14 protein-coding genes are annotated in these 21,373 nt (G+C 72.3%); 8 read left to right on the top strand and 6 right to left on the bottom strand.

Annotation, left to right across the window (positions count from 1 at the left end):
• Positions 1 to 145: 145 nt before the first annotated feature.
• A complete protein-coding gene (locus tag OEIGOIKO_RS37965; protein ID WP_125057847.1) occupies positions 146 to 574 on the bottom strand; it encodes a DUF4440 domain-containing protein in 429 nt (142 codons plus the stop codon).
• Between the two features lie 312 nt (positions 575 to 886).
• Between OEIGOIKO_RS37965 and OEIGOIKO_RS37960 the strand changes: the two genes are divergently transcribed.
• Positions 887 to 1,165 (top strand): DUF6355 family natural product biosynthesis protein, encoded by a 279-nt coding sequence (locus OEIGOIKO_RS37960; RefSeq protein ID WP_125057846.1) that lies wholly within the window; start codon positions 887 to 889, stop codon positions 1,163 to 1,165.
• A gap of 98 nt (positions 1,166 to 1,263) precedes the next feature.
• Here OEIGOIKO_RS37960 and OEIGOIKO_RS37955 read toward each other — a convergent pair whose 3' ends face one another.
• Both OEIGOIKO_RS37955 and OEIGOIKO_RS37950 read right to left on the bottom strand, forming a co-directional pair.
• Positions 1,264 to 2,463 (bottom strand): glycosyltransferase, encoded by a 1,200-nt coding sequence (locus tag OEIGOIKO_RS37955; RefSeq protein WP_125057845.1) that lies wholly within the window; start codon positions 2,461 to 2,463, stop codon positions 1,264 to 1,266.
• Positions 2,463 to 5,315 carry a bifunctional glycosyltransferase/CDP-glycerol:glycerophosphate glycerophosphotransferase gene (locus OEIGOIKO_RS37950; RefSeq protein ID WP_125057844.1) on the bottom strand — a complete coding sequence of 951 codons (2,853 nt, stop codon included), beginning with the start codon at positions 5,313 to 5,315 and terminating at the stop codon, positions 2,463 to 2,465. The genes OEIGOIKO_RS37955 and OEIGOIKO_RS37950 overlap by 1 nt, the downstream gene beginning before the upstream one ends.
• Positions 5,316 to 6,045: 730 nt before the next feature.
• Here OEIGOIKO_RS37950 and OEIGOIKO_RS37945 point away from each other — a divergent pair.
• Positions 6,046 to 6,777, top strand: coding sequence for a lysophospholipid acyltransferase family protein (locus OEIGOIKO_RS37945; protein WP_125057843.1), 732 nt, complete (start codon positions 6,046 to 6,048; stop codon positions 6,775 to 6,777).
• Here the strand turns inward: OEIGOIKO_RS37945 and OEIGOIKO_RS37940 are convergent.
• From OEIGOIKO_RS37940 to OEIGOIKO_RS37930, 3 genes are all read right to left on the bottom strand, one after another.
• Positions 6,761 to 8,098, bottom strand: a complete 1,338-nt coding sequence (locus OEIGOIKO_RS37940) for a S1 family peptidase (RefSeq protein ID WP_246177822.1) — start codon at positions 8,096 to 8,098, stop codon at positions 6,761 to 6,763. The genes OEIGOIKO_RS37945 and OEIGOIKO_RS37940 overlap by 17 nt on opposite strands.
• A gap of 236 nt (positions 8,099 to 8,334) precedes the next feature.
• Positions 8,335 to 8,874: a hypothetical protein gene (locus OEIGOIKO_RS37935; RefSeq protein WP_125057842.1), complete on the bottom strand. Its 540-nt coding sequence runs from the start codon at positions 8,872 to 8,874 to the stop codon at positions 8,335 to 8,337.
• Positions 8,875 to 8,950: 76 nt separating this feature from the next.
• Positions 8,951 to 10,537, bottom strand: a complete 1,587-nt coding sequence (locus OEIGOIKO_RS37930; RefSeq protein WP_125057841.1) for an alpha/beta hydrolase — start codon at positions 10,535 to 10,537, stop codon at positions 8,951 to 8,953.
• Between the two features lie 262 nt (positions 10,538 to 10,799).
• On the opposite strand from OEIGOIKO_RS37930, the gene OEIGOIKO_RS37925 reads away from it, so the two are divergent.
• From OEIGOIKO_RS37925 to OEIGOIKO_RS37900, 6 genes are all read left to right on the top strand, one after another.
• A complete protein-coding gene (locus tag OEIGOIKO_RS37925) occupies positions 10,800 to 11,507 on the top strand; it encodes a histone deacetylase (RefSeq protein WP_125057840.1) in 708 nt (235 codons plus the stop codon).
• 266 nt (positions 11,508 to 11,773) lie between these two features.
• Entirely contained in the window at positions 11,774 to 13,111 is a 1,338-nt protein-coding gene (locus OEIGOIKO_RS37920; protein WP_125057839.1) for an MFS transporter, read from the top strand.
• Between the two features lie 237 nt (positions 13,112 to 13,348).
• Positions 13,349 to 14,881: a condensation domain-containing protein gene (locus tag OEIGOIKO_RS37915; RefSeq protein ID WP_246177821.1), complete on the top strand. Its 1,533-nt coding sequence runs from the start codon at positions 13,349 to 13,351 to the stop codon at positions 14,879 to 14,881.
• A gap of 136 nt (positions 14,882 to 15,017) precedes the next feature.
• Complete coding sequence (locus tag OEIGOIKO_RS37910; protein WP_125057838.1) at positions 15,018 to 18,209, top strand: non-ribosomal peptide synthetase; 3,192 nt, start codon at positions 15,018 to 15,020, stop codon at positions 18,207 to 18,209.
• Positions 18,206 to 19,366 (top strand): acyl-CoA dehydrogenase family protein, encoded by a 1,161-nt coding sequence (locus OEIGOIKO_RS37905; RefSeq protein ID WP_125057837.1) that lies wholly within the window; start codon positions 18,206 to 18,208, stop codon positions 19,364 to 19,366. The genes OEIGOIKO_RS37910 and OEIGOIKO_RS37905 overlap by 4 nt, the downstream gene beginning before the upstream one ends.
• A gap of 90 nt (positions 19,367 to 19,456) precedes the next feature.
• Positions 19,457 to 21,373 carry a non-ribosomal peptide synthetase gene (locus tag OEIGOIKO_RS37900; protein ID WP_125057836.1) on the top strand — a complete coding sequence of 639 codons (1,917 nt, stop codon included), beginning with the start codon at positions 19,457 to 19,459 and terminating at the stop codon, positions 21,371 to 21,373.

Genomic DNA, 21,373 nt, shown 5'->3' with positions numbered 1-21,373 from the left:
CCCCGTGCACGGTGGGCACCCAGTTCTACGGAGGACACAGAGGTGCCGACTCAGCGCTTCGCGCAACGCGATGAATTCCGCCCGCCCGGTACGCCGCCCCCTTACACTGTCCCGCCCGCGCGCCGTACCGGCGGCCGGGCCGGGTTCAGAGGTTGTCGCCCCAGCCGCCCTGGATCATGGTCTGGAACGCCCACTTCCCGTCCCGCCGGATCAGGATGTCGGCGTACCGCAGCTGTTGGCTCCGGCCCTCCTGGGTCATGGTCGAGTCCGTGAAGACCACGGCCATCGAGGGCGAGAGGAAGACCGGCGTCCGGGTGGAGGTGAAGGTGATGTCCTCGTTCCCCTCGCCCATCACGTGGGTCATCGTCGCGACGTACTGCTCCCGGCTCCACTGCGCCGAGCGTCCGTCGCCCGCCGAGTCGTCGCTCACCAGGTTGAGCGGGAACACCGCCATCTCGGCCATGCGCTCGACGTCGCGCTTCGCGCTCCGCGCGTCGTACTCCGCGAACCAGGCGTCCAGGCTCGCACGGTCCTCGTCGGTCGGTACGTAGCCGGTGTCGGGCAGAAAGGTCACGCGTGATTCCCCTCGTTCGGTCTCGGGCGCGCACCACCGCACGTGGCTGCGCAGAAGGAAAGTACGCCCGACGGAACAGCTAGTCAAGCTTGATTAGCCGGGGAGGGAGTACCGCCGTTGAGCCGTCGGTCACCGCTCCCGTCGAACGCACGCGACCCGCCTCAGCACTCGAACCGGTGGTTTCCGATCCCCGTACGAGTGAGACGGCCGGACGGCCCCGGGCGGCCGAAGCGACGCTCTCCACGTGCCGAGGCGGCCCTCGCCCGGCACCGGAAGGTCGACATCTCCCTATCTCGACAAGGAGTCATGCACATGAGCCTTCGCCGTTCTCTGCCGGCGCTTCTCGGCGCCACGGCCCTCGCGCTCGGCATGTCCGTCGTGGGCGCTCCCGGCGCGTCCGCCAACCCCTGCGGCTTCTACGAGACTTCGAGGGACGCGTACTACAACCACTGCACGAGCGACGGCTCACGCGTGATCATCGAAGTGGAGGTGTTCGGCCCCAACTACGAGCGCTGCGTGGGCCCGGGGGTCACCTGGCTCGGCTCCGCCGGGAAGATCGACGGCGCGCATTACGTCGGGCGCACCTGCTGACCCGTTCATAGCGGCCGTCCGCACGGGCCGATGAGCCGACGGAGGCCCCTGGCAGCGTCCGCCGCGCAGACAAGCAGGTGGACGCTGCCAAAGGGACTTCAACGTTGGAGGAAGGTGAAGAGGTCCTCCCAGCGCTGGACGATCTCGCCGGTGGCGTAGCGCTGGATGTCGGTGCGGGCGGCTTCGCCCATGCGGTCGCGCAGGGCCTGGTCGCTGAGGAGCGTGTCCAGGTGGCGGGCGAGTTCGCTGGTGTTGCCGGGCGGGGCGAGCAGGCCGTCCTCGCCGTCGCGGATGATCTCGCGGACTCCGGGGGCGACGTCGAAGGCCACGCACGGCACGGCGGTGGCCATCGCCTCCATCGGCGCCAGCGGGAAGCCCTCGCCGCGGGAGCTGAGCGCGAACACCGACGCCTCACGCAGCGCGCCGGGCACGTCGCTGGTGCGGCCCATGAAGGCGACGCTGTCGGCGATGCCCAGCTGCGCGCTCTGCTTGCGCAGCGCCGCCTCCTCCTCGCCGGCCCCGTACAGGCGCAGGGTCCACTCGCGGTGGCGGGCGGCGATCAGGGCCCAGGCCTCCAGCAGCAGGTCGACGCCCTTCTCCTCGTGCAGCCGCCCGATGCTGGCCACCACCTTGTGCGTGCGGGCGGAGGGGGTCTCGGGGAAGAAGGGCAGGGGGTTGGGCATGAAGCCGACGTTGTCCAGGCGCTGGCGGATCCAGGCGTCGGCGTCCTCGCGGGTCAGCGCCAGCATCCGGTCCACGTCCCGGTAGAAGGTCTTCACCCGCGTGAAGCGGGAGGACTTGCGGCAGGTCTCGAAGGACTCGTGGCTCATGCCGATCACGGTGTGGCCGCAGGTGTCGGCCAGCGCCACCCACTCCATCGCCCAGACCTGGGTGACGATGACGACCGCGCCGGGCCGGGCCGCGGCGAACAGCGCGGAGAGTTTGGCGGCCTGGGTGCGCATGCCCGCCTCGCGCGCCGCCCGGCGCCGGTGCTCGGCGAGGTTGGCCCGGTCCTTGAGCGTGCGCACCGGCCGCACCTGCGGCGGATGCTCGTCGTAGAGCGTCGTGGTGGCATACGGCAGGCCGTCGGCCAGGGGGCGGGCGCGGCCGGGCGGCGGCGGGGTGATGCCGATCAGGTGCACCCGGTGGCCGCGGGCCGCGAACAGTTCGGCCATCTGGTGCGACCAGCTGGTGATGCCGCCCAGCTCGTTGACGCTGTTGGAGACGAAGAAGAGGTCGCGCACCGGCACCGCCGTCGGGCTCTGCGCGGCGGTGGCGGGTATGGGGGTGGTGGTCATCAACGGCTCCAGTGGGAGAAGAACTGCTCGACGAGGGTGCGGGCGGCGTCCCCGCGCTCGTACTCGCCGAAGTGGGCAACGAAGCGCTTGCGGGCCGCGGCGTACTCCCGCCCGCCCGCGCCGAGCTCCTCCAGCGCGCCGAAGAAGGCCTCCTCGGTCTCCACCAGCGGGCCCGGCGCGTGCTCGCGCAAATCGAAGTAGGTGCCGCGCTGCTCGTGCACATACGCCTGGTAGTCGTAGGTGAAGAACACCATCGGCCGGTCCAGCAGCGCATAGTCGAACATCACCGACGAGTAGTCGGTCACCAGCACATCCGCCAGCTCCAAGAACGGCGCCACGTCATGGTGCGCCGAGACGTCGAGGACCGAGCCGGCCACGGTGGGCGGCAGGGTGACGTGGTTGAGGTAGTGCGAGCGCACCAGCAGCACATAGCGGTCCCCGAACCGCTCGGCGAACCGCTCGGCATCGAAGGGCAGCTCGAAGCGGTGCGAGCGCCCCCCGCCGGTGCGGAACGTCGGCGCATACAAGATGACCTGCTTGCCGGCGTCGATGCCCAGCTCCGCGGCCAGCGGGCCGCGCACCCGGGCCTGGCCGGCCTCCTCGGCCCGGCGGGCCTGCACCAGCGCGTCGTTGCGGGGATAGCCCACGCGCAGCAGCGCCCGCTCCGGCAGCCGAAACGCCCTGGCCAGGGTGCGCACATCGTGCTCCGAGCGCACCAGAAACCGGTCGAAGCGGTCCAGCGCCCGCTGCTGCTCGGCCTGCTGGGCGCGGGTCAGGGTCTTCTGGGCGGGCTGGTCGAAGCCCATCTTCTTCAGCGCCGACCCGTGCCAGGTCTGGATGTAGGTGGTCTCCGGGCGCTTGTCCAGCTTCAGCGGGAAGGACTGGTTGTCCACCCAGAACTCCGCCTGCGCCAGCGCCTTGAGATACGGCAGCGACCAGCGCCGCACCAGCGTGGCATCGGCCGGAAACGCCCCCGGGTCCCCCGAGTAGGCCCAGTACGCCTCGAACTGCAGGTTCTGGCGGCGCATCTCCTCATACAGCGCCCGCGGACTGTCGCTGTACTGCCGGCCCAGATGGCTCTCGAAGACCACCGTGCCCTTTTTGACCGGCAGCCGCGAAAACACCTCACGATACGCCCGCAGCTTGGCATCGCCCGAGGTCAGCTGCCGGCGCAGCGCCCGGGCCCGCCGGTAGCCGGACTTCGCCAGCGCCCCCGGCCGGCCCTGCACCGACTTGGTGATCAGCTCCCGCGCCCGCTCCCGGCCCGGATCCTCACCCACCAGCTCGAACGCCAGATGCCCCTTGGCCGAGACGTGCGGGCGCACATGGTCGGCGACCATCCGCGTCAGCCGCGGCCGCACCGGCAGCGGCCGCCCCGACAGATCGGTGTCCGCCACACTCAGCCGCGTGGTGGTGCGCACCCCGTCCGCCTCCAGCACCAGCCGCACGTCCCACACCGCATCGATGATGCCCAGCGGCCGCAGCCGCCCGCTGACATCGGCCACCGCCTCCCACTCGATGACCTCCCCGGCGTGGCGCACCGCGGCCACCGGGAAGGTGAACGCCTGCAGCCCCCGGCGCCGCGCGGAAAACTGCAGCTCCGCCCGCAGCCGCGCGCCCTCCCCGATGCGGCCCAGGGCGTTGGTGACGCGCCCGGCCAGCCGCACCCCGCCGCCGGCCGCCGCCTCGAAGGCGGTCAGCTGGTTGCGCAGGAACATCTTCTCCAGCGGCCGCGTGTGATACCCCAGCTCCGTCACATCCAGCACCTCGCGGCCCAGCGGATCCTCCAGATGCTCCGCGCACCAGAACACCCGCCCCTCCCGCTCGGTCAGCGGCACCGCCACCTTGCCCGGATTCAGCAGCGCATCCACCGCCGGAATCAGATTCGCCCAGTCCCCCCGCCCCAGCAGATACCCGCAGACCGCCTGCAACGGCTGCGCCCGCCCGTAGGCCTCGGGAGCCAGCGTCGCCAGATACCCCGCCGACAGCCGCGCGAACTCCGCCCGGTACGCCGCATCCCGAAACGGCAGATCCCGCAGATGCAGCACCAGATCGTGCTTGAGGAACTTCACATCCTTCGCCACCCGCATCTCGGCCATGCCCCGCTCGGCGAGCATCGCATCGATCCGCCGGTGCACCTCCAGCCGGTGCGCGTAATTGGTCATCTCATGGCGCCGGTTGGTCACCGACTTCACCGCCGCCGCCTGGTGCACATGCCAGAAATACACCTGATTCGGAATCAGCGTGATCCGCCCAGCCGCCAGATACGCCTGCGCGATGAACTGCAGATCCTCATAGAACATCCCCTTGGGAAACCGCAGATCATGCTCCAGCAGGAAATCGCGCCGGTAACACTTGTTCGTCGACAGCGTGTCCCACACGAACAGATCCGGCAGCTCCGCCACCGACTCCAGCGTCCGCGTCCGCTGATACAGCCACGCATACCACTCATTGCGCTTTTCCACCGGCGCGTCCTTGTGCAGCCGCACACACAGCCCCGACACCAGATCCGCCCGCGTCGCCTCGGCCGCCTCCACCAGATTCCGGCAGGCATTCCGCTCCAGCACATCATCACTGTCCAGGAACATCACATAACGCCCCACCGCCTCCCGCACACCCCGGTTACGCGGCTCACCCCCCGCCCCGCTGTTCTCCTCCAGCTGAAACGCCCGCACCCGCCCCGGCCACCGCCGCGCCAGCCCCTGCGCCACCGCAAAAGAACCATCCGTACTGCAGTCGTCGACAATCACCACCTCGACATCACCGAACGACTGCCCCAGCACCGACTGCACCGCAGCAGGCAACCGCTCGGCATCGTTGTAGACGATTACGACGACAGATATCTCAGTCACAGAACACCATCTCTGAAGTAAACAGATCCCCGGGGCGGCGCGGTCGCCTCACCGAAGGGGCGGACGCGACGGCCGCGCCGAAAGGGCGCCGCGCACGGACGCGGATGGTCCGTGCGCAGGTCGACCGTCGCGTCGGGCGCGTCCAGTCAAATGGTCACAGGGTCAGAACAGCGGGTCGTAGGTGGGCCGGCCCCCTCCGGACGGTACGGAGCCGCCGAGTGGAACGGCGTCCCGGGCGCGCCCGCCCGCGCGGCACCGCGGCACTCCGCAGCGGCCCGCCGGGCGCCGCGGGGCGGTCGGCGGGCGACGCGTGTGACGACGTGTGCGATGCGTTGGCAACCCGGTTCCCCCCTGTGAAGAGCGCCACCCGCCCCGCATGTCCGGAAGACGGACGGCATCAGCCGCTTTCCGGGACGATACCGCCAGTCGACTGATTGCCGGGTATGAGGTGAATACCTGTGACGGAACGATCGGATAACAGGACCGTCCGTCACCACGCGGCCACGCAGTGCGTGCGGGTGGCCAAGTGACGGATATCGACCAGAAGATCATCGATCATCCGACTGTCCGCCAAAATGATCTTCTTCGGTCACATCCGGACTCCATCGGGTGGTTACGGATTGCCCGCGTCCGCACTTACACTATTTCTTCTCGCACCTCGCCTGACCTGCGAAAACAAAGCACCGTCCGACAGCGACGGGCCGGTTCTGGAGCGTGAGGGGGAAGCCCTGTGTTCTACCAGGTTCTCAAGTATGTGTTTCTGGGACCGTTGCTGAGGCTGCTTTTCCGGCCGCATGTCGAAGGACTGGAGCATGTTCCGCCGAACGGAGCGGCCATCATCGCAGGAAATCATCTGTCGTTCTCGGACCACTTCGTGATGCCGGTGATCGTGCCACGCCGGGTCACCTTTCTGGCGAAGGCCGAGTATTTCACCGGCCAGGGAATCCGGGGCCGGCTGACCGCCGCGTTCTTCCGGGGCATCGGGCAGATTCCGGTGGACCGGTCCGGCGGAAAGGCGGCGCAGGCCGCCTTGAAATCCGGGCTGGCGGTGCTGCGGAAAGGGCGGGTGCTGGGAATCTATCCGGAGGGCACCCGGTCGCACGACGGCCGGCTGTACAAGGGCCGTACGGGCGTGGCGGCGATGGCGATCAAGGCACAGGTGCCGGTGGTGCCGTGCGCGATGATCGGTACGTTCGAGGCGCAGCCCACCGGGCGGCGGCTGCCGCGCGCCATGCGGATCACGATCCGTTTCGGCAAGCCGCTGGAATTCGGGCGGTTCGCCGGGCTGGACGGCGAGCACGCCGCGCTGCGCGCCGTCACCGACGAGATCATGTACGAGATCCTGCGGCTCTCCGGGCAGGAGTACGTGGACATGTACGCGAACGAGGCGAAGGCACAGCAGGCGCCGCGCGGTCTCACCCGGCGCCTGCGCCCCGACCGCCGTGTCAGGTCTTCGGATTGAGCTTCAGGCCGAAGTGATTGAGGATGTCCGTCGCCTCGGTCCAGTACAGGTAGTTGCCCGCATCGGTCTGGTACGGGCCCGCCAGCGCCGAAACAATTCCGCGCGCCTGGCGTACGGAGCCTTTCGGGGTGAACACCAGGGCGCCGCTGTCTCCGTGCGCGGCGGCCCACGGTTTGCCGGGCAGCCTGGTGCCTTCGACACCCCGGACCTTCCAGCCGGTGTCCAGCTTGTAGGTGATGTCGTCGTTGGTGACCTTGATGCCACAGACGGTTTCCCGCTTCATGAAGAACGAGGCGGCGCCGTTGTGGCAGACGAAGTCACCGTTGTGCGAATAGGCGACGCTGGTGAGGGGCCGGTAACTGGTCGTCTCGCTCACATCGGCGTTGTTGTCGGCCCCGATGAGCAGTTCGGCGTCCCAGCCGGTCGCCACGCCGTTCACCGTACCGGTGTAGTTGCCCGTCAGTCCGTTGAGCCCGTCGTAGAACTTGCCGAACGCGGGAGTGGTTCCGGAACCGGTGTATATCTTGGTGCCGTTGGCGAAACAATGGGCGGCCGTCACCATGACGGGCTTGCTGTCCTTCTTTCGTACGGCGGGCAGTCCCGCCGAGCAGTACTGCGCGCCGTCGGTCAGCACATCACCCGCGATGAACGGAGTGGCGTCCTTCCACTTCACGTCGGCCCAGGTTCTGGCGGCGGAGGATATCCGCTGCCCCTGCTTGAAGACGAGCGGCACATCGTGCGCCGGTGCGACGCCGCGCGCGCTCGGGTACCGTCGTGCCTTCGCCTCCGCCTGGGCCGCCTTGGCCGCCGCGTCCGGATTGTCCACGGCTATTTCCAGGGACGAAGCATCGGCCGCGACGGCCACCGTGTGCATGGTGTACGGCAGTTCTCCGGCCTTTTCCCGGGCGAACAGCCGGTCGCGCGCCTCGTGCAGGGCCCGGCGGGTGTGTTCCGCCCGCACCGCGACGAGTTTTCCGGTGTCGGCGCGGCGGTCCGCCGCCGATACGGCGGTGCGGAATGCGGCGGCCCGGGAAAGGTCGGTGAGTTGGACCCGCACCGTGCCGCGAGGCGCGTCGATCCGTACTCCCGCGTAAATGTCCGCCGCCTCACCGCCCGCTCCCACGCGTGCCACGGCGTCCGCCAGGGTGCGGAGCGGCGTGAGCAGTTTCTCCTGCTTCTCCGGGGTCATGGCCGCTATCTCGGCTTCGGTGACCGGCGGGTGCGGCGTGACCGGCCGGGCGTGGACCCCGGGCGTCATGGTGGTGAGCAGCGCGAGACCGGCCGCGCCCAGCACCGAGGCGGTCTTCGCGGTTGTCTGCACGGGTATCTTCACTGGCCCCCCCAGTTCGTCGACATGCCTGACCGGCGCACCGCGCGGCCCGGCGTCAGTCGTGTCACGGCCGGGGCCGAAGTGATCGCGTGCGGCAGCGGGAGCATATAGCAGTCATCAGAACGCATGTTCGGCGCCAGGGGGCCGACAGCTGAACAGCCGCCCGGGAGGGACGGCTGTTCAACGGAAGCGATGGCCGGGGAACCCGGCCCCGGCGGCTGCGCCGGTCAGCGGACCCAGCCCGTGTAACTCTGCCGGCCCCCGTGCCGCTGGTGGCCGGACGGGCGGCCCCGCTCGCCGGGTTCCAGTGCCGAGGCGACGGCCCGTACGAGCCAGGCGTTGACCGACAGTCCCTCCTGGCCCGCCGCGTCCTCGACCCGGGCCTTCAGGTGGGCGGGCAGCCGGAAGTTGATCCGCGCCGTGCCGCCCTCACCCCCGTCGGCGGAGACGGGGGCGGCCGGCGCGGCGGCCCAGGCGCCGCCCGGTGCGCTCTCGGGCTCGTCCCGCTCGTACGGCTGCGGGGCCGGCGGCGCCGTCACCACGAACTCGGGATCGAGTCCGCGCAGCCGTACGTCGACGGACCCCGGCGCCAGGTCCCGGGTGACCTCCCCCATCGCGGCGGACAGCGCGTTCAGCAGGGTGAGGCGGGCGGCCGACTCCAGCGGCGCGGTGAGCCGCTCGGCGAGGGCACGCGCTTCGTCTCCCCCCGCGTCCGCGGCCACCGCGAGCTCGTGCCGGAGGTTGTCGACGTAGGGCGTGAGATCCATAACGCCATGGTGGCACACCTATGGCGCCACATTTCCCCGGGCGGCACCACATGCGCCCCGTCCCACCGGGGTCCGGTTACGCCTTGCCCGGTTCCGGCGCGGCGTGCGGCGCGCACGTCACGTCCTTGGAGTCGGTCTTCCCGGTCAGGAAGTAGGTGTCGACCCGGTTGTTGATGCAGGGGTTGACCAGACCGGCGACGCCGTGCGAGCCGGCCCCCCGCTCGGTGATCAGGCGCGAGCCCTTGAGGCGCCGGTGCAGTTCGACGGCACCGCCGTACGGAGTCGCCGCGTCCCGGGTGCTCTGCACGATCAGGACACTGGGCAGGCCCTTGCCGGTCCGCACCTCGACCGGGGTCCGCTGCTTCTCCGGCCAGGTGGCGCAGGGCAGGTTCATCCAGGCGTTGGCCCAGGTCATGAAGGGCGCCTTCGCGTGGGTACGGGTGTTGTCCCGGTCCCACTCGCGCCAGTCGGCGGGCCACTTGGCGTCGTTGCACTCGACGGCCGTGTAGACCGCGTTGCTGTTCTCGGCGGCGGCGTTGCCCGCCTTGTCGCCCAGGTCCGGGCCCGCGTTCTGGATCAGCGGCTTCGTGTCGCCCGACAGGTACGCGCTCCACACCTGGGCGGTCGAGGCCCACGCGGAGTCGTAGTAGGGCGCGTTCTGGAAGAAGCTGGTCAGTTCGGCCGGGCCGACGACGCCACCGATCGGGTCCTTCTTGGCGGTGGCGCGCAACTGCTCCCACTTCGTCTGGACCTCGGCCTCGGTGGTGCCGATGTGGTAGACGGCGTCGTGCTCGGCGACCCACTTCTTCCAGTCGCTCCAGCGCGTCTCGAAGGCGAGGTCCTGGTCGAGGTTGGCCTGGTACCAGACCTTCTCGCGCGACGGGTCGACGACCGAGTCGACGAGCATCCGGCGGACGTGGTGCGGGAAGAGCGTGGCGTACACGGCGCCGAGGTAGGTGCCGTAGGAGACGCCCAGGTAGTTGAGCTTCTTGTCGCCGAGAGCGGCCCGGATGACGTCCATGTCCCGGGCCGTGTTCGGTGTCGTCAGGTGCGGCAGCAGGGCGCCACCGCGCTCCTTGCAGCCCTGTGCGTACTCCTTGGCCAGCTTGCGCTGCGCGCGCTTGTCGGCCTCGCTGTCCGGCACCGGGTCGGCCTTGGGCGCCTTGACGAACTCCTGCGGGTCGGCGCAGGAGACCGGGGCGGAGTGGCCGACGCCGCGCGGGTCGAAGCCGACGAAGTCGTACGCCTTCGCGGTCTTCGCCCACACCGCGTTCTTGCCGGTGACGCGGGTCGGGAACTTCATGCCCGAGCCGCCGGGACCGCCGGGATTGTAGAGGAGGGAGCCCTGCCGCTCGCTCTTGCCGCCGGTGTTGCCGATCCGGTCCACGGCGATCTTGATGGTGCGGCCGTCGGGCCTGGCGTAGTCGACCGGGACGGTCACGTAGCCGCACTGGATGGGGGCCTTCAGGCCCCAGTCGGCCGGGCAGGCCTGCCAGTCGATGCCCTGCGCGGCCGCGCGGGCGGCGGCGGCCCGCACGCCGCGGTCCTCGGCCGAGCCGCGGTGGTGCTGACTCGCGCCGGCGGGCGCGGCGGTTATCGCTCCGGCTATGAGCGTGCCGGCCACCAGGGTGCCGGCGGCGCCGAGCGCTGCTGTTCGTCTCATGTGGGGGTCCCCCTGTACAAAGCGCCGCGGAAAGGCGGCGGTGATTCACAGAGCTGCACGGGGATCCTGTCTCCTGCCACCCCCCTGTGAACAGGGCTCACTTCCATTTCTTTACCAAACCGCAGGATTCGCTCGGCGATCTGTGGTAGTGACGGGCGCACCATGGCTTACGACCCGGTTTGTGGCCGGATGTACGGCTTGACATACGGCCCGACCCTGAGGCCGCCCGGTTCGGGCAGCACGTCGGCGAAGGGATGATGCGGTGCACGTCTGGTACGTGTCGTACGGCTCCAACATGCACGGCGCACGGCTGCGCCACTACCTGACGGGCGGGCGCCCGCCGGGCGGCCTGCGGACGTGTCCGGGATGCCGTGATCCGCGGCCGCCCGCCCGTTCCGTGCCGGTCGTGCTGCCGGGGACCATGTACTTCGCGCTGGAGTCGCTGAACTGGACGGGCGGCGTGGCGTTCTACGACCCGGACGGGCCCGGCGAGGTGTGGGCCCGCGCCCACCTGGTGACGCGGGGCCAGTTCTCCGACATCGCCGCACAGGAGATGAACCGGAACCCGGCGGCGGACCTGGACCTGGCCGAAGTGCTGCACCGGGGCCGGGCGCAGTTCGGCCCCGGCCGCTACGAGACGCTGGTGCACCCCGGCGCGCTGGACGGGCTGCCGCTGCTCACCTTCACGGCGCCGTGGGGCGCGGGCGAGGTCGCGCGTACGCAGCCGACCGACGCCTATCTGGCGCATCTGTCCTCGGGACTGCGGGAGGCGGGCGGGTGGGACGACGAGCAGATCACGGAGTACTTGGACCGGTGCCGGCTGGGCCTGACCGTGCGGCCCGGGACGGGCAGGCGGCGCGGCCGTTCCGGGCGCGGCACGGGACCGGCCTGCCGGGCCCTGGAGGTGGACCGCTGGGCGCCGGATCCGGAGGTCGAGGATCCGCGACCACGCTGGGTTCACGGCTCGTAACACATTTCGTCCGGCCCGTCAGCAGTCCTTACGGATCCTGAACACACCCAGCCGCACTTACCGGACATTCGCTCGACGGCCGAAAAAATGGTCGCCGAGTGAACGTTTGGTGAGGATGTAGCAGGTCACCTCAGGGCAGGGTGGACCGGAGAGAACGGACGGTTTACGACAAAACATTCGTACGGCGTCCGGAATGCGGATCAAGCTGTCCGGAAAACCTACGGTCGTTTTGACCCGCCCCCTCTTCATCACCAAATGTCAGCCATGTGACCACCTCACGAGCCTCCGGCAGCCGCGCCGGTGACGGGCTCCTCCGCCATCGCGACTTCCGGCTGCTGCTCGCCGGGGCCGCGGCCAGCCAGGCAGGCACCCAAGTGGCCCTCGTGGCCCTGCCCCTGGTGGCCGTCGTCGGGCTGCACGCCTCGGCTTTCGAAGTGGGCCTGCTCACCGCGGCCGAGACCGCCGCGTTCCTGCTCATCGGGCTGCCGGCGGGCGCCTGGGTGGACCGGGTCCGGCGGCTTCCGCTGCTGATCCGTACGGATGTGGTGCGCGCGGTGGCGATGGGCAGTGTGCCGCTCGCCGCGGCGTGCCACGCCCTGACGATGGCCCAGCTGTACCTGGTGGCCTTTGTCACCGGCGTCGCCACCGTGTTCTTCGACGTCGCCCACCAGAGCTACCTGCCGAGGGTACTGCCCGGCCCGCACCTGGTGGCGGGCAACGGGGCGCTGGAGACCGCGCGTTCGGCGGCGCAGGTGGCCGGGCCCGGCCTGGGCGGCGGCATCGTGCAACTGCTCGGGCCGCCGGTGGCCGTCCTGGCCAACGCGGCCGGGTACCTCGCGTCCGCCCTGTTCCTGCGCGGCATCCGCGTCCGGGAGCCGGAACCCGAGGTCACGCCGGGTGTGTCGCTGTCGGCGCAGGTCAAGGAGGGCCTGGCCTTCGTGCTGCGGCACCCCGTGCTGCGCATGATCGCGCTGACGACCGGGGTGGCGAACTTCTTCTCGGCGATGCTCGTCGCCGTACAGACCGTGTTCCTGACCCGCGAACTGGGCCTGCCGCCCGGCGTGCTCGGGCTGATGCTGTCCGCCTCCGCCGTCGGCGGTCTGACCGGGGCCCTGTGCGCCGGGACGGTCGCCCGGCGGCTGGGGCAGGCCCGCATCATCTGGCTCGCTCCCCTGGTCACCGGACCGTTCGCCCTGCTGTGGCCGCTGTCCGGGCACGGGGCCGCCGCCGGATGGTTCGCGCTCGGCTCGGGCGCCGTCTTCTTCGGCGCGGTCGTCTACAACGTGGCCCAGGTGAGCTTCCGGCAACTGCTCTGCCCCGACGCGCTGCTGGGCCGGATGAACGCCACCCTGCGGTTCATGGTCTGGGGGACCATGCCGCTCGGCGCGCTGGCCGGCGGTTCCATCGCCGGAGCGGCCGGCCCCCGGGCCGCCGTATGGGTGTGCGCGGTCGGGTTCCTGCTCGTACCGATCCCCCTGCTGCTGTCGCCCCTGCGCAAGCTGCGGGACCTGCCCACCACCGGAGAGGCGCACGGAGAAGCAGCGCACGGAGCTGGAACCGGAGCGGCCTCCGAGGCAGTTGATGCGCCCGGAGCGGCCGGCTGACCCACCCGCCGACGTGGGTCAGCCGGCCGGCGGCCCGGAGCCTGTGATCCGGGCCGCCGTGCTCCCGCGTGGTTCCCGCGTGCGCGGCTGCGCCCGCACGCCTCACACCGCTCATCCATCTCGTACGTCGCGCGCGGCTCATACGTCTCGCACGTCTCTGCCATGTCTTGTACGTCTCGTACGTCTTACACGTCTCGTACGCAACGCCCCGTCCGCGGCGGCGCGAAGGAGGTCATCGTGGACCCCAGCACGACAGCCGGTGTCACCACCGGCCAGCCGGCCGGCACCGGCGTCCGTACCCGCTTCACCACCGGCACCGGTGCCCCCCGGGCCGCCGGCAACATCACGGAGCAGTACCTCGCCCGCTACGAGAAGGCCGCCGCCGGGGTGAGCGACCCGGCGGCGCTGCTGCCCGTCACCGGCGCGCAGCGCCGGTTCCTGCTCGCCCGGCGGCTGGCGCCCGGCGGGCGGCCCGATGTCGTACCGCTGTTCTTCGCCTTCCCGCGCGGCACGATCGACCTGGAGCGGCTGCGCGCGGCCGCGGGCCATCTGGCCGCGACGCACCCCGCGCTGCGTACCCGGCCGGACGTCCTGCGCGGTGCGCCCGTCCAGCGGCTCGGTGCGCCTGAGGCGCAGGTGAACAGGGTGACTCCGCGGCCCGGCGAGAGCGCGGCGGCGGCCCTGCGCCGGACCCTGCTGGCCTGGTCGGCCGAAGGCCCGCCACTGCGGCTGTTCCTGGCCGACGCCGAGGCCGACACCGACGCCGAGGCCGACGGCTCCGGCACCCACACCGACGGCACCACGGGCCCCGTGGAGATCCTCGCCCTCGCCCTGGACCACGCCGTGTGCGACGAGCAGTCGCTCGGCCGGATCTCCGCCGATCTCGGCGAGGCGTACGGGCACGGCCTGGGTCCCGGCGATGTGCCGCAGGACCGTGCCGCGGTGGAGGTGGCCGGGTACCGGGAGGCCGTACGCCTGCAACTCGACGCGGAGAAAAGGGCGTCGGGGCCGGACGCGCTCGCGTACTGGGCGCGCAGGATCGCCCCGGCGCTCGCGGGCAGTGGCGCGCATGCGGCTCTCGGGCAATCCGCTGCCCGGCAAACGTCCGCACCGGCTGCGCCCCGGCCCACCGGTGCGCTCCAGGCGCGCCTGCCGGTCCGTGGCGGTGACGGACGGGCCACGGCCTTCCCCGTACTGCTCGGGGCGTGCGGCAGTGTCGCACGCGCCCTGGCTGAGGCGGGCGCGCCCGGCCGTACGCCCCTGCTCGGTTACCCGTGGGGCGGCCGCCCCGCCGCGGCGCCGCCCGTCCTCGGATGCTTCCTCAACACCGTCGTGCACCCGGCCTTCGCCGGCGGCCCGGACGACCTGACCACCACCTGGTGGGACGACCTCGACCACGCCGACACCCCGTTCGACGAGGTGGTCCGGGCGGCCCGGACGGCCACCGTCCCCTGGACAGGGCAGCTGGACGGTCTGCTGACCTTCGAGGACCTGCACCGCCGCCCGCCGCTGGAGCTGGACGGCGTCGCGGGCCGGGAGGTGCACATCGACGGACGGCCGCTCCAGGCGCCGTTCGCGGTCTCCGTCTCGTACGGGACCGATCTGCTCGTACGGCTGGCCTGGGACCGGGACGCCTTCCCGGACGGCCTCGCCCGTGACGCCTTCGCCGCCCTGACCGCCGAGTTGTCCGGTGGCCCCGCCGAACTGTCCGGGGAGCCCGCCGAGCCCTCCGGCCGGCCCCGTACCGCTTCCGCCACCCCGGTGGCCTGACCCGCACGCCGGCACCCCGGCCCCACTCAGGGCCGGCCCGGCTCCGCCGTACCGCACCACCTCACCCGCCCCCGCGTCCGACCGACAGCGGGCGCCGGGCCGTGCTCACCCTCATCCACCACCCGAAGGATGGACCATGTTCGGACTCTCACCGTCCCAGGACGTCGTCTGGCTGCACGAGCAGATGCTGCCGGGCAGCCGTGCCTACAACTTCACGGCGTCGATCGACCTCTGGGGCCGGCTGGACGAGGCGGCCCTGCGCACCGCGCTCGGCGCCGCCCTCGACCGGCACGCCGGCCTGCGCCTCGAACTCGTCGAGCGGCCGGGCGAGGTGCCCGAACAGCGGGTACGCGAACGATGTACGCCGCGCATACGCACCGTGGACCTGTCCCAGGAGGCCGACCCGGAGGCCGCGTTCCAGGAGCTGCTGCGGACCGAGGCCGAGACGCCGCTCGACACCACCGAGGCCCCGCTGCTGCGCTGGTGCCTGGCCCGGCTGGGCGAGCGGCACCACCGTGTCGTGCACGTCGAGCACCACCTGATCCACGACGGTCACTCCTTCGCGATCCTGCTGGACGACGTGTTCACCGTGTACCGGGGTCAGGTGCTGGGCGAGCCGGTGGAGCTGTCGGCGGCACGCTCGTACGAGGACCACGCGCGCGCCGCGGCCGTCGCCGACCGGCAGGCGAGCCTGGCGCACTGGACGGCCGAGCTGTCGGACGCCACCTTCGACCTGCCGCTGCCCGGCCTCGCCCGGCCCGGTGCGCAGCGCCGCCACGCGGGCGGGCAGTTGCGCCAGGCCATCGGAGCCGACCTGGCCGAGCGGCTGCGGGAGAGCAGCCGCGCCCAGGGGCACACGCCGTTCTCCACGCTGCTGAGCCTGTTCGCGGAGCTGTTGCGTCGGCACAGCGGACGGACCGACATCGTTGTCGGCACCGCGGTGGGCAACCGTCCGGTGGGCTTCGAGGGCACCGTCGGCATGTTCGTCAACACCATCCCGCTGCGCCTGCGGCCGGACCCGGCCGCCGCGGCGCTGGAGACGGTGGACGAGGTCACCGACACGCTGATCCGGGCGCTGCCGCACCAGGAGGTGCCGGTGCAGGAGCTGACCCGGGCACTCGGCCGGCACACCTCCGGCGCGGACAACCCGCTGTTCAGCGTGATGTTCAGCGCGCACGACGCGGCGCTGCCGGAGATCGAGGTGCCGGAGCTGGAGGTGGCGCTGTACGAGGGCTTCAACACCGGTACCACACGCTTCGACCTGGACCTGGTGCTGATGCCGGACGACCGGCGGACGGTCGGCCCGCGCCAGGGCGCCGCGGGGATGACGCTGGTGTGGGACTACGACCGTGACCTGTTCGGCGAGGACGTGGTCCGGCTCCTGTCGGAACGTTTCCTCGACGTCCTGCGCGCCTACCTGGCGACGCCGGACGCGCCGCTGGCCTCGCTGGGAGCCGACGCGGTGACCGCGGACCGGGCCACCGGCCCGGAGGAGACGGACACCCTCGCGGCCCTCCCCACCGACGAGGTGCTCGACCCGGTCGCCCGCCAGGACCCCGCCCGCCCCGCCCTCGTCGGCGGCGCCCAGAGCCTGACGTACGGTCAGCTCGGTGCCCAGGTCGACGACCTGGCGCGCCGGCTCCGCGCGGCCGGCGTGACCGAGGGCCGTCCGGTGGCCGCCGTACTGCCGCGCGGCACCGACTCCGTCGTCACGCTGCTCGCCTGTCTGCGGACCGGCGCCGTGTACTGCCCCCTCTCCCCCAACGACCCGGCCACGCGCCTGAAGACGCTGGTGGAGCGGCTGAATCCCGCGCTGGTGCTGGCCACCCGGGAGAGCGCGCTGTCCCTCCCGGCCGAAGGGCTGCCGGTGGCGCTGCTGGACGGCCCCGCGTTCCCCGAAGCGGTGGCCCCGGCTCCGGACGCCGGTCCGGACGCCTTCAAGGACGCCGCCTACGTGATCCACACCTCCGGCTCCACCGGCCTGCCCAAGCCGGTCGTGGTGAGCCGGGCGGCGCTGGCGCAGCACGCCCGCGCCACGGCGGGCCGGTACGGCCTGACGGAGCGGGACCGGGTGCTGCTCTTCGCCCAGCCGTCCTTCGACGTGGCGCTGGAGGAGGTGCTGCCGTCGCTGCTGGCCGGTGCCTGCCTGGTGCTGCCGCAGCGCGAGGTGCCCACCCCGGACGAGCTGACGGCGGTCCTCGCGGCCCGTCGCGTCACCGTCGCCAACCTGCCGACCAGCTACTTCCTCGCCGTACGGCAGGAGTTGGGCGAGGCGCTGCGGGACGGCCGCTGGGCGCCGCGCACGATCGTCCTGGGCGGTGAGCGGCTGCCGGTCGGTGCGCTGCGCGAGCTGTTCGACGCCGTGGACGCCGCCGCCGGGTCGCCGTCGGTCGCCGTCCTCAACGCGTACGGCGTGACCGAGGCGGCGATCACCAGCACCGTTCACGAGGTGACCCGCGCGGACCTGAGGGACGGCGCCGAGGTGCCGCTCGGCGCGGAACTGCCCGGCACCCGGGTGCACGTGCTCGACGCCGGGCTGCGGCCGCTGCCCGCGGGCGCGGTCGGGGAACTGGCCGTCGCGGGCGCCGGGCTGGCCGACGGGTACTTCGGCAACGCGCGGGCCACCGCCGAGCGCTTCGTGACGCCGGACGCCCTGGGCGGCGAGCGGGTGTACCGCACCGGCGACCTCGGCCACCGGGACCTGAACGGGCGGCTCTGCTTCCTGGGCCGCCGCGACAACCAGGTCAAGCTGCGCGGCTACCGCATCGAGCTGGAGGAGGTGGAGGCCGCCGCCTCCGCCGAGCTGGGCGGCCGGTCGTCCGCCGTCGTGCTGGACCCGGACGGACCCGCCGGGCCGCGGCTGATCGGCTTCCTGGAGTCCCGCGCCGGGGACGGTGCCGGCCCGGACGAGCAGGAGCTGCACGCCGCGCTGTCCCGCCGGCTGCCCACCGCGCTCGTACCGTCCCGCTGGATACGGCTGGACGCCATGCCGACGCTGCAGGGCGGCAAGCCCGACCGCGCGGCCCTGACCCGCCGGGTGGCCGAGCTGCCGCCCGAGGAGGCAGCCGGGAGCACCGCGGCCGAGGCGTCGGGCGAGCCCGCCGACCCGCAGGTGGCGCTGCTCACCGAGGCATGGCGCGAGGTGCTGGGCCACGAGGACTTCACCCCGGCGTCGCACTTCTTCCAGATCGGCGGCCACTCCCTGCTGGCCGCACAGCTCGCCGCCTGGCTGGAGCCCCGGCTCGGCAGCCGGCCGCCGCTGCGGCTGTTCTTCCAGAACCCGGTGCTGGCCGACCAGGCCCGTGCGGTGCGGGAGGTGGCGGCGTGAGCAGCTGCCCCTCGTCGGTCCTGGAGGCCGACCACCGGGAACTGACCGCCTCCTTCGAAGCGTTCATCCGCAAGGAGCTGGTGCCGCTGGCGGCGGACCTGCCGGAGGACGCCGACCTGCCCCCGGCCGAGCTGCGTGACTATGTGCGCCGTCGCTCGGCGGCCCTCGGCTTCTACGCGGGCGACTATCCCGAGGAGCTCGGCGGCTCCGGTATGCCGTTCACCGCCGTGGTGCTGCTGCACCACGCGGCGGGCCGCAGCGGCTGCCCCCTCGCGCCGTACGCCCTCGCCGGTTCCGACGGCCCGAGCCCGCTGCTGCGGCACGGCACGCCGGAGCAGATCGAGCGCTATCTCAAGCCGCTGGTGCGCGGCGAGGCGGTGCGCTGCCTGGCGCTGACCGAACCGCATGCGGGCTCGGACGCCTTTCAGCTGACCACCACCGCCGTGCGGGACGAGGCGACCGGCGAGTGGGTCCTCAAGGGCCGCAAGACCTTTGTGAGCAACGCCGACCGGGCGGACTTCACCATCGTCGTCGCCTCGGCCGGGGGCGAGCCGACCGCCTTCGTCGTGGAGGCGGGCAATCCGGGGCTGCGGATCGGGCAGCGGTACGACGGGATGTCGGGCGAGCCGCTGTACGAGCTGCTGCTGGAGGACGCGCGGGTGCCGGCGGACGCGGTGATCGGCGGCCCCGACGGGGTCGGTTCGGCGCTCGGCAACGGCATGGACAGCCTGTCCCGGGGCCGCCTGGTGGTGGCCGCGATGTGCGACGGCATCGCCGAGTACGCGCTGGAGCAGGGCATCGCGTACGCCCGCGAGCGGCGCGCCTTCGGCGAGCGCATCGGCGCGTACCAGCATGTGCAGGAGCACCTGGTGACCAGCCGCGCGGAGATCGAGGCGGCCAAGCTGCTGACGCTGGCCTGCGCGCGGCTGGTGGACGACGGCACGGAGGCGCCGGAGAACGCCGCGCTGGCCAAACTGACCTCGTCGGAAACCGCGGTGCGGGTGGTGGACCGGGCCCTTCAGGTGCACGGCGCCACGGGGTGGGTGCGCGGGCACCCGCTGGAGTACCTGTACCGCTATGTCCGGTCGATGACGATCATCGAGGGCACCTCGGAGATCCAGAAGGTGATCGTCGCCCGGTCCATGGGTCTCGGCTGAGCCGTCCGCCCTCCGGGGCCCGGGGGCCGGACCACCGCCCCCGGCCCCGCCCCCTTACGAATGCGTGAACTTGCGAACCGCAGAGGAATCATGAGTACTTCAGCGCACGAGCGTCCCGGCAGCAGTCCGCAGGACGACCGGCTCAGCATCGCGTACGGCGCCACGCCCGGTACACCGGCGGAGGCCCCCGACCGGTCCGACATCCTCGCCCGGTACGAGCACTGGGTGCACAGCGCCCCCCACGCGCCCGCCGTCGAGGACGGTGAACTGTCCTGGAGCTACGCCGAGGTGGACGCCCTGGCGCACGTCGTGGCCGAGTCGCTGCGCGGCCGGGTGTCCCCCGGTGACCTGGTCGGTGTGTGCCTCGACCGCTCGGCCGCGCTGGTCGCGGTGGCGGTCGGGCTCGCCCGGCTCGGCGCCGTCTACCTGCCGCTGGGGCCGCGCCCCGGCGAGCACCGGCTGACGACGGTGACCGAGCGGCTGGGCGTGGCCTGCCTCGTCGGTGACCCCGCGCTGCTGCCGACGGCGTACCGTACGGGGGCCGGGGCGAGCACCATGTCCCTGCCGCTGCCTTCCGAGGGCGCCAACGCGGCCGGCAGTGTCGTGGCCGCGTTCCGCGCCGGGCCCGCCACCGCGGCCGCGCCGACCACTCCGCCCGGCACCTTCTACGCCGTACTGACCTCGGGCTCCACCGGCACCCCCAAGGCCGTCGCGGTGGGCCGCCCGTCGCTCGGCTCGCTGCTGGACTGGTACCACGCGTACACCGGGGCACGGCCCGGGGACCGGCACAGCCTGCTGATCGGCGTCTCCTTCGACCCGCACCTCAAGGAACTGTGGGCGGCGCTCACCTCCGGTGGCACGCTGAGTGTGCCGCCCGAGGAGGTGCGCTGGGACCCGGACGCCCTCACCGGCTGGTGGCGGCGTGCCAAGGTTTCCGTCGCCATCCTGCCCACGCCGCTCGCCGAGACCGTCCTGGAACGGCCCTGGCCCGACCTGCCCGACCTGCGCCACCTGGTGGTGGGCGGCGACCGGCTGCGCCGCCGGCCCGCGCCGCAGGTCACGGCCCGGGTGCACAACGCGTACGGCCCGGCCGAGGCCACCGTCGTCACCACGGTGCACCACGTCGAGACCGAAGACGGCAACACCGCTCCCCCGCCGATCGGCACACCCGTCGACGGCGCCGTCGTCTGCGTCACCGACGAGGCGGGCCGGGTGGTCCCGCGCGGCGAGGCCGGTGAACTGCGCATCGGCGGCGACGTGCTGTCGCTCGGCTACCTGGACGCGGACCTGACGGCGGCCCGTTTCGTGGCCCCGCCGGACGGCGTCACCGGGACCGCCCGGGTCTACCGCACCGGCGACCGGGTACGGATGCGGCCCGACGGGGTGCTGGACTTCCTCGGGCGGCTGGACGACCAGGTGAAGGTGAGCGGCGTACGCGTCGAACTCGCCGAGGTGGAGGCCGCGTTCGAGCACCACCCGGGCGTACGGCGGTCCGCGGTCGCCGTGCAGACCGCAGCGGGCGAGATCACCCGGCTCGTCGCCTTCGTGCTGCCCGTCCCCGGCGCGCCGGCGCCGGCCGCGGACGAGCTGATCCGCGAAGCCCGCGGCTGGCTGCCCGAGCAGGCCGTACCGGCCGTCGTACGGTTCCTCGACAGCTTCCCGCTGGACGCCAACGGCAAGGTCGACCGGGCCGCACTCCTGGCGGCCGAAGAGGCGGCGGCCGACGGAACCGCAGCTCCGGAGGGTGACGGCGCACCGCAGTCGCCCACCGAGGAGCTGGTCCTGCGGCTCTGCCGCGACCTGCTCGGCAGCCCGGCCCTCGGCACCGGCGACAACTTCGCCGCGGCCGGCGGCAACTCCCTGTCCACCGCCCGGCTGCTCACCGGCATCGAGGAGCACTGCGGCGTACGGCTGCGGGCGCCCGAGGTGCTGCGACAGCCCGACCTGCGGACGCTGGCGGCACTGGTGGACACCCGGCGCGCCGCCACCGGCCTGGCGGGGGTGTGA

This window comes from Streptomyces paromomycinus (genome assembly GCF_003865155.1).
GTDB classification, from domain to species: domain Bacteria; phylum Actinomycetota; class Actinomycetes; order Streptomycetales; family Streptomycetaceae; genus Streptomyces; species Streptomyces chrestomyceticus.
This window is presented reverse-complemented; position numbering and strand designations above follow the sequence as displayed.

Bases quoted from the DNA above. Each gene is read 5' to 3' on its own strand.
- OEIGOIKO_RS37960 (WP_125057846.1), top strand. From the start codon at position 887: ATGAGCCTTCGCCGTTCTCTGCCGGCGCTTCTCGGCGCCACGGCCCTC.
- OEIGOIKO_RS37955 (WP_125057845.1), bottom strand. From the start codon at position 2,463: ATGACCACCACCCCCATACCCGCCACCGCCGCGCAGAGCCCGACGGCG.
- OEIGOIKO_RS37935 (WP_125057842.1), bottom strand. From the start codon at position 8,874: ATGGATCTCACGCCCTACGTCGACAACCTCCGGCACGAGCTCGCGGTG.
- OEIGOIKO_RS37930 (WP_125057841.1), bottom strand. From the start codon at position 10,537: ATGAGACGAACAGCAGCGCTCGGCGCCGCCGGCACCCTGGTGGCCGGC.
- OEIGOIKO_RS37910 (WP_125057838.1), top strand. From the start codon at position 15,018: ATGTTCGGACTCTCACCGTCCCAGGACGTCGTCTGGCTGCACGAGCAG.
- OEIGOIKO_RS37900 (WP_125057836.1), top strand. From the start codon at position 19,457: ATGAGTACTTCAGCGCACGAGCGTCCCGGCAGCAGTCCGCAGGACGAC.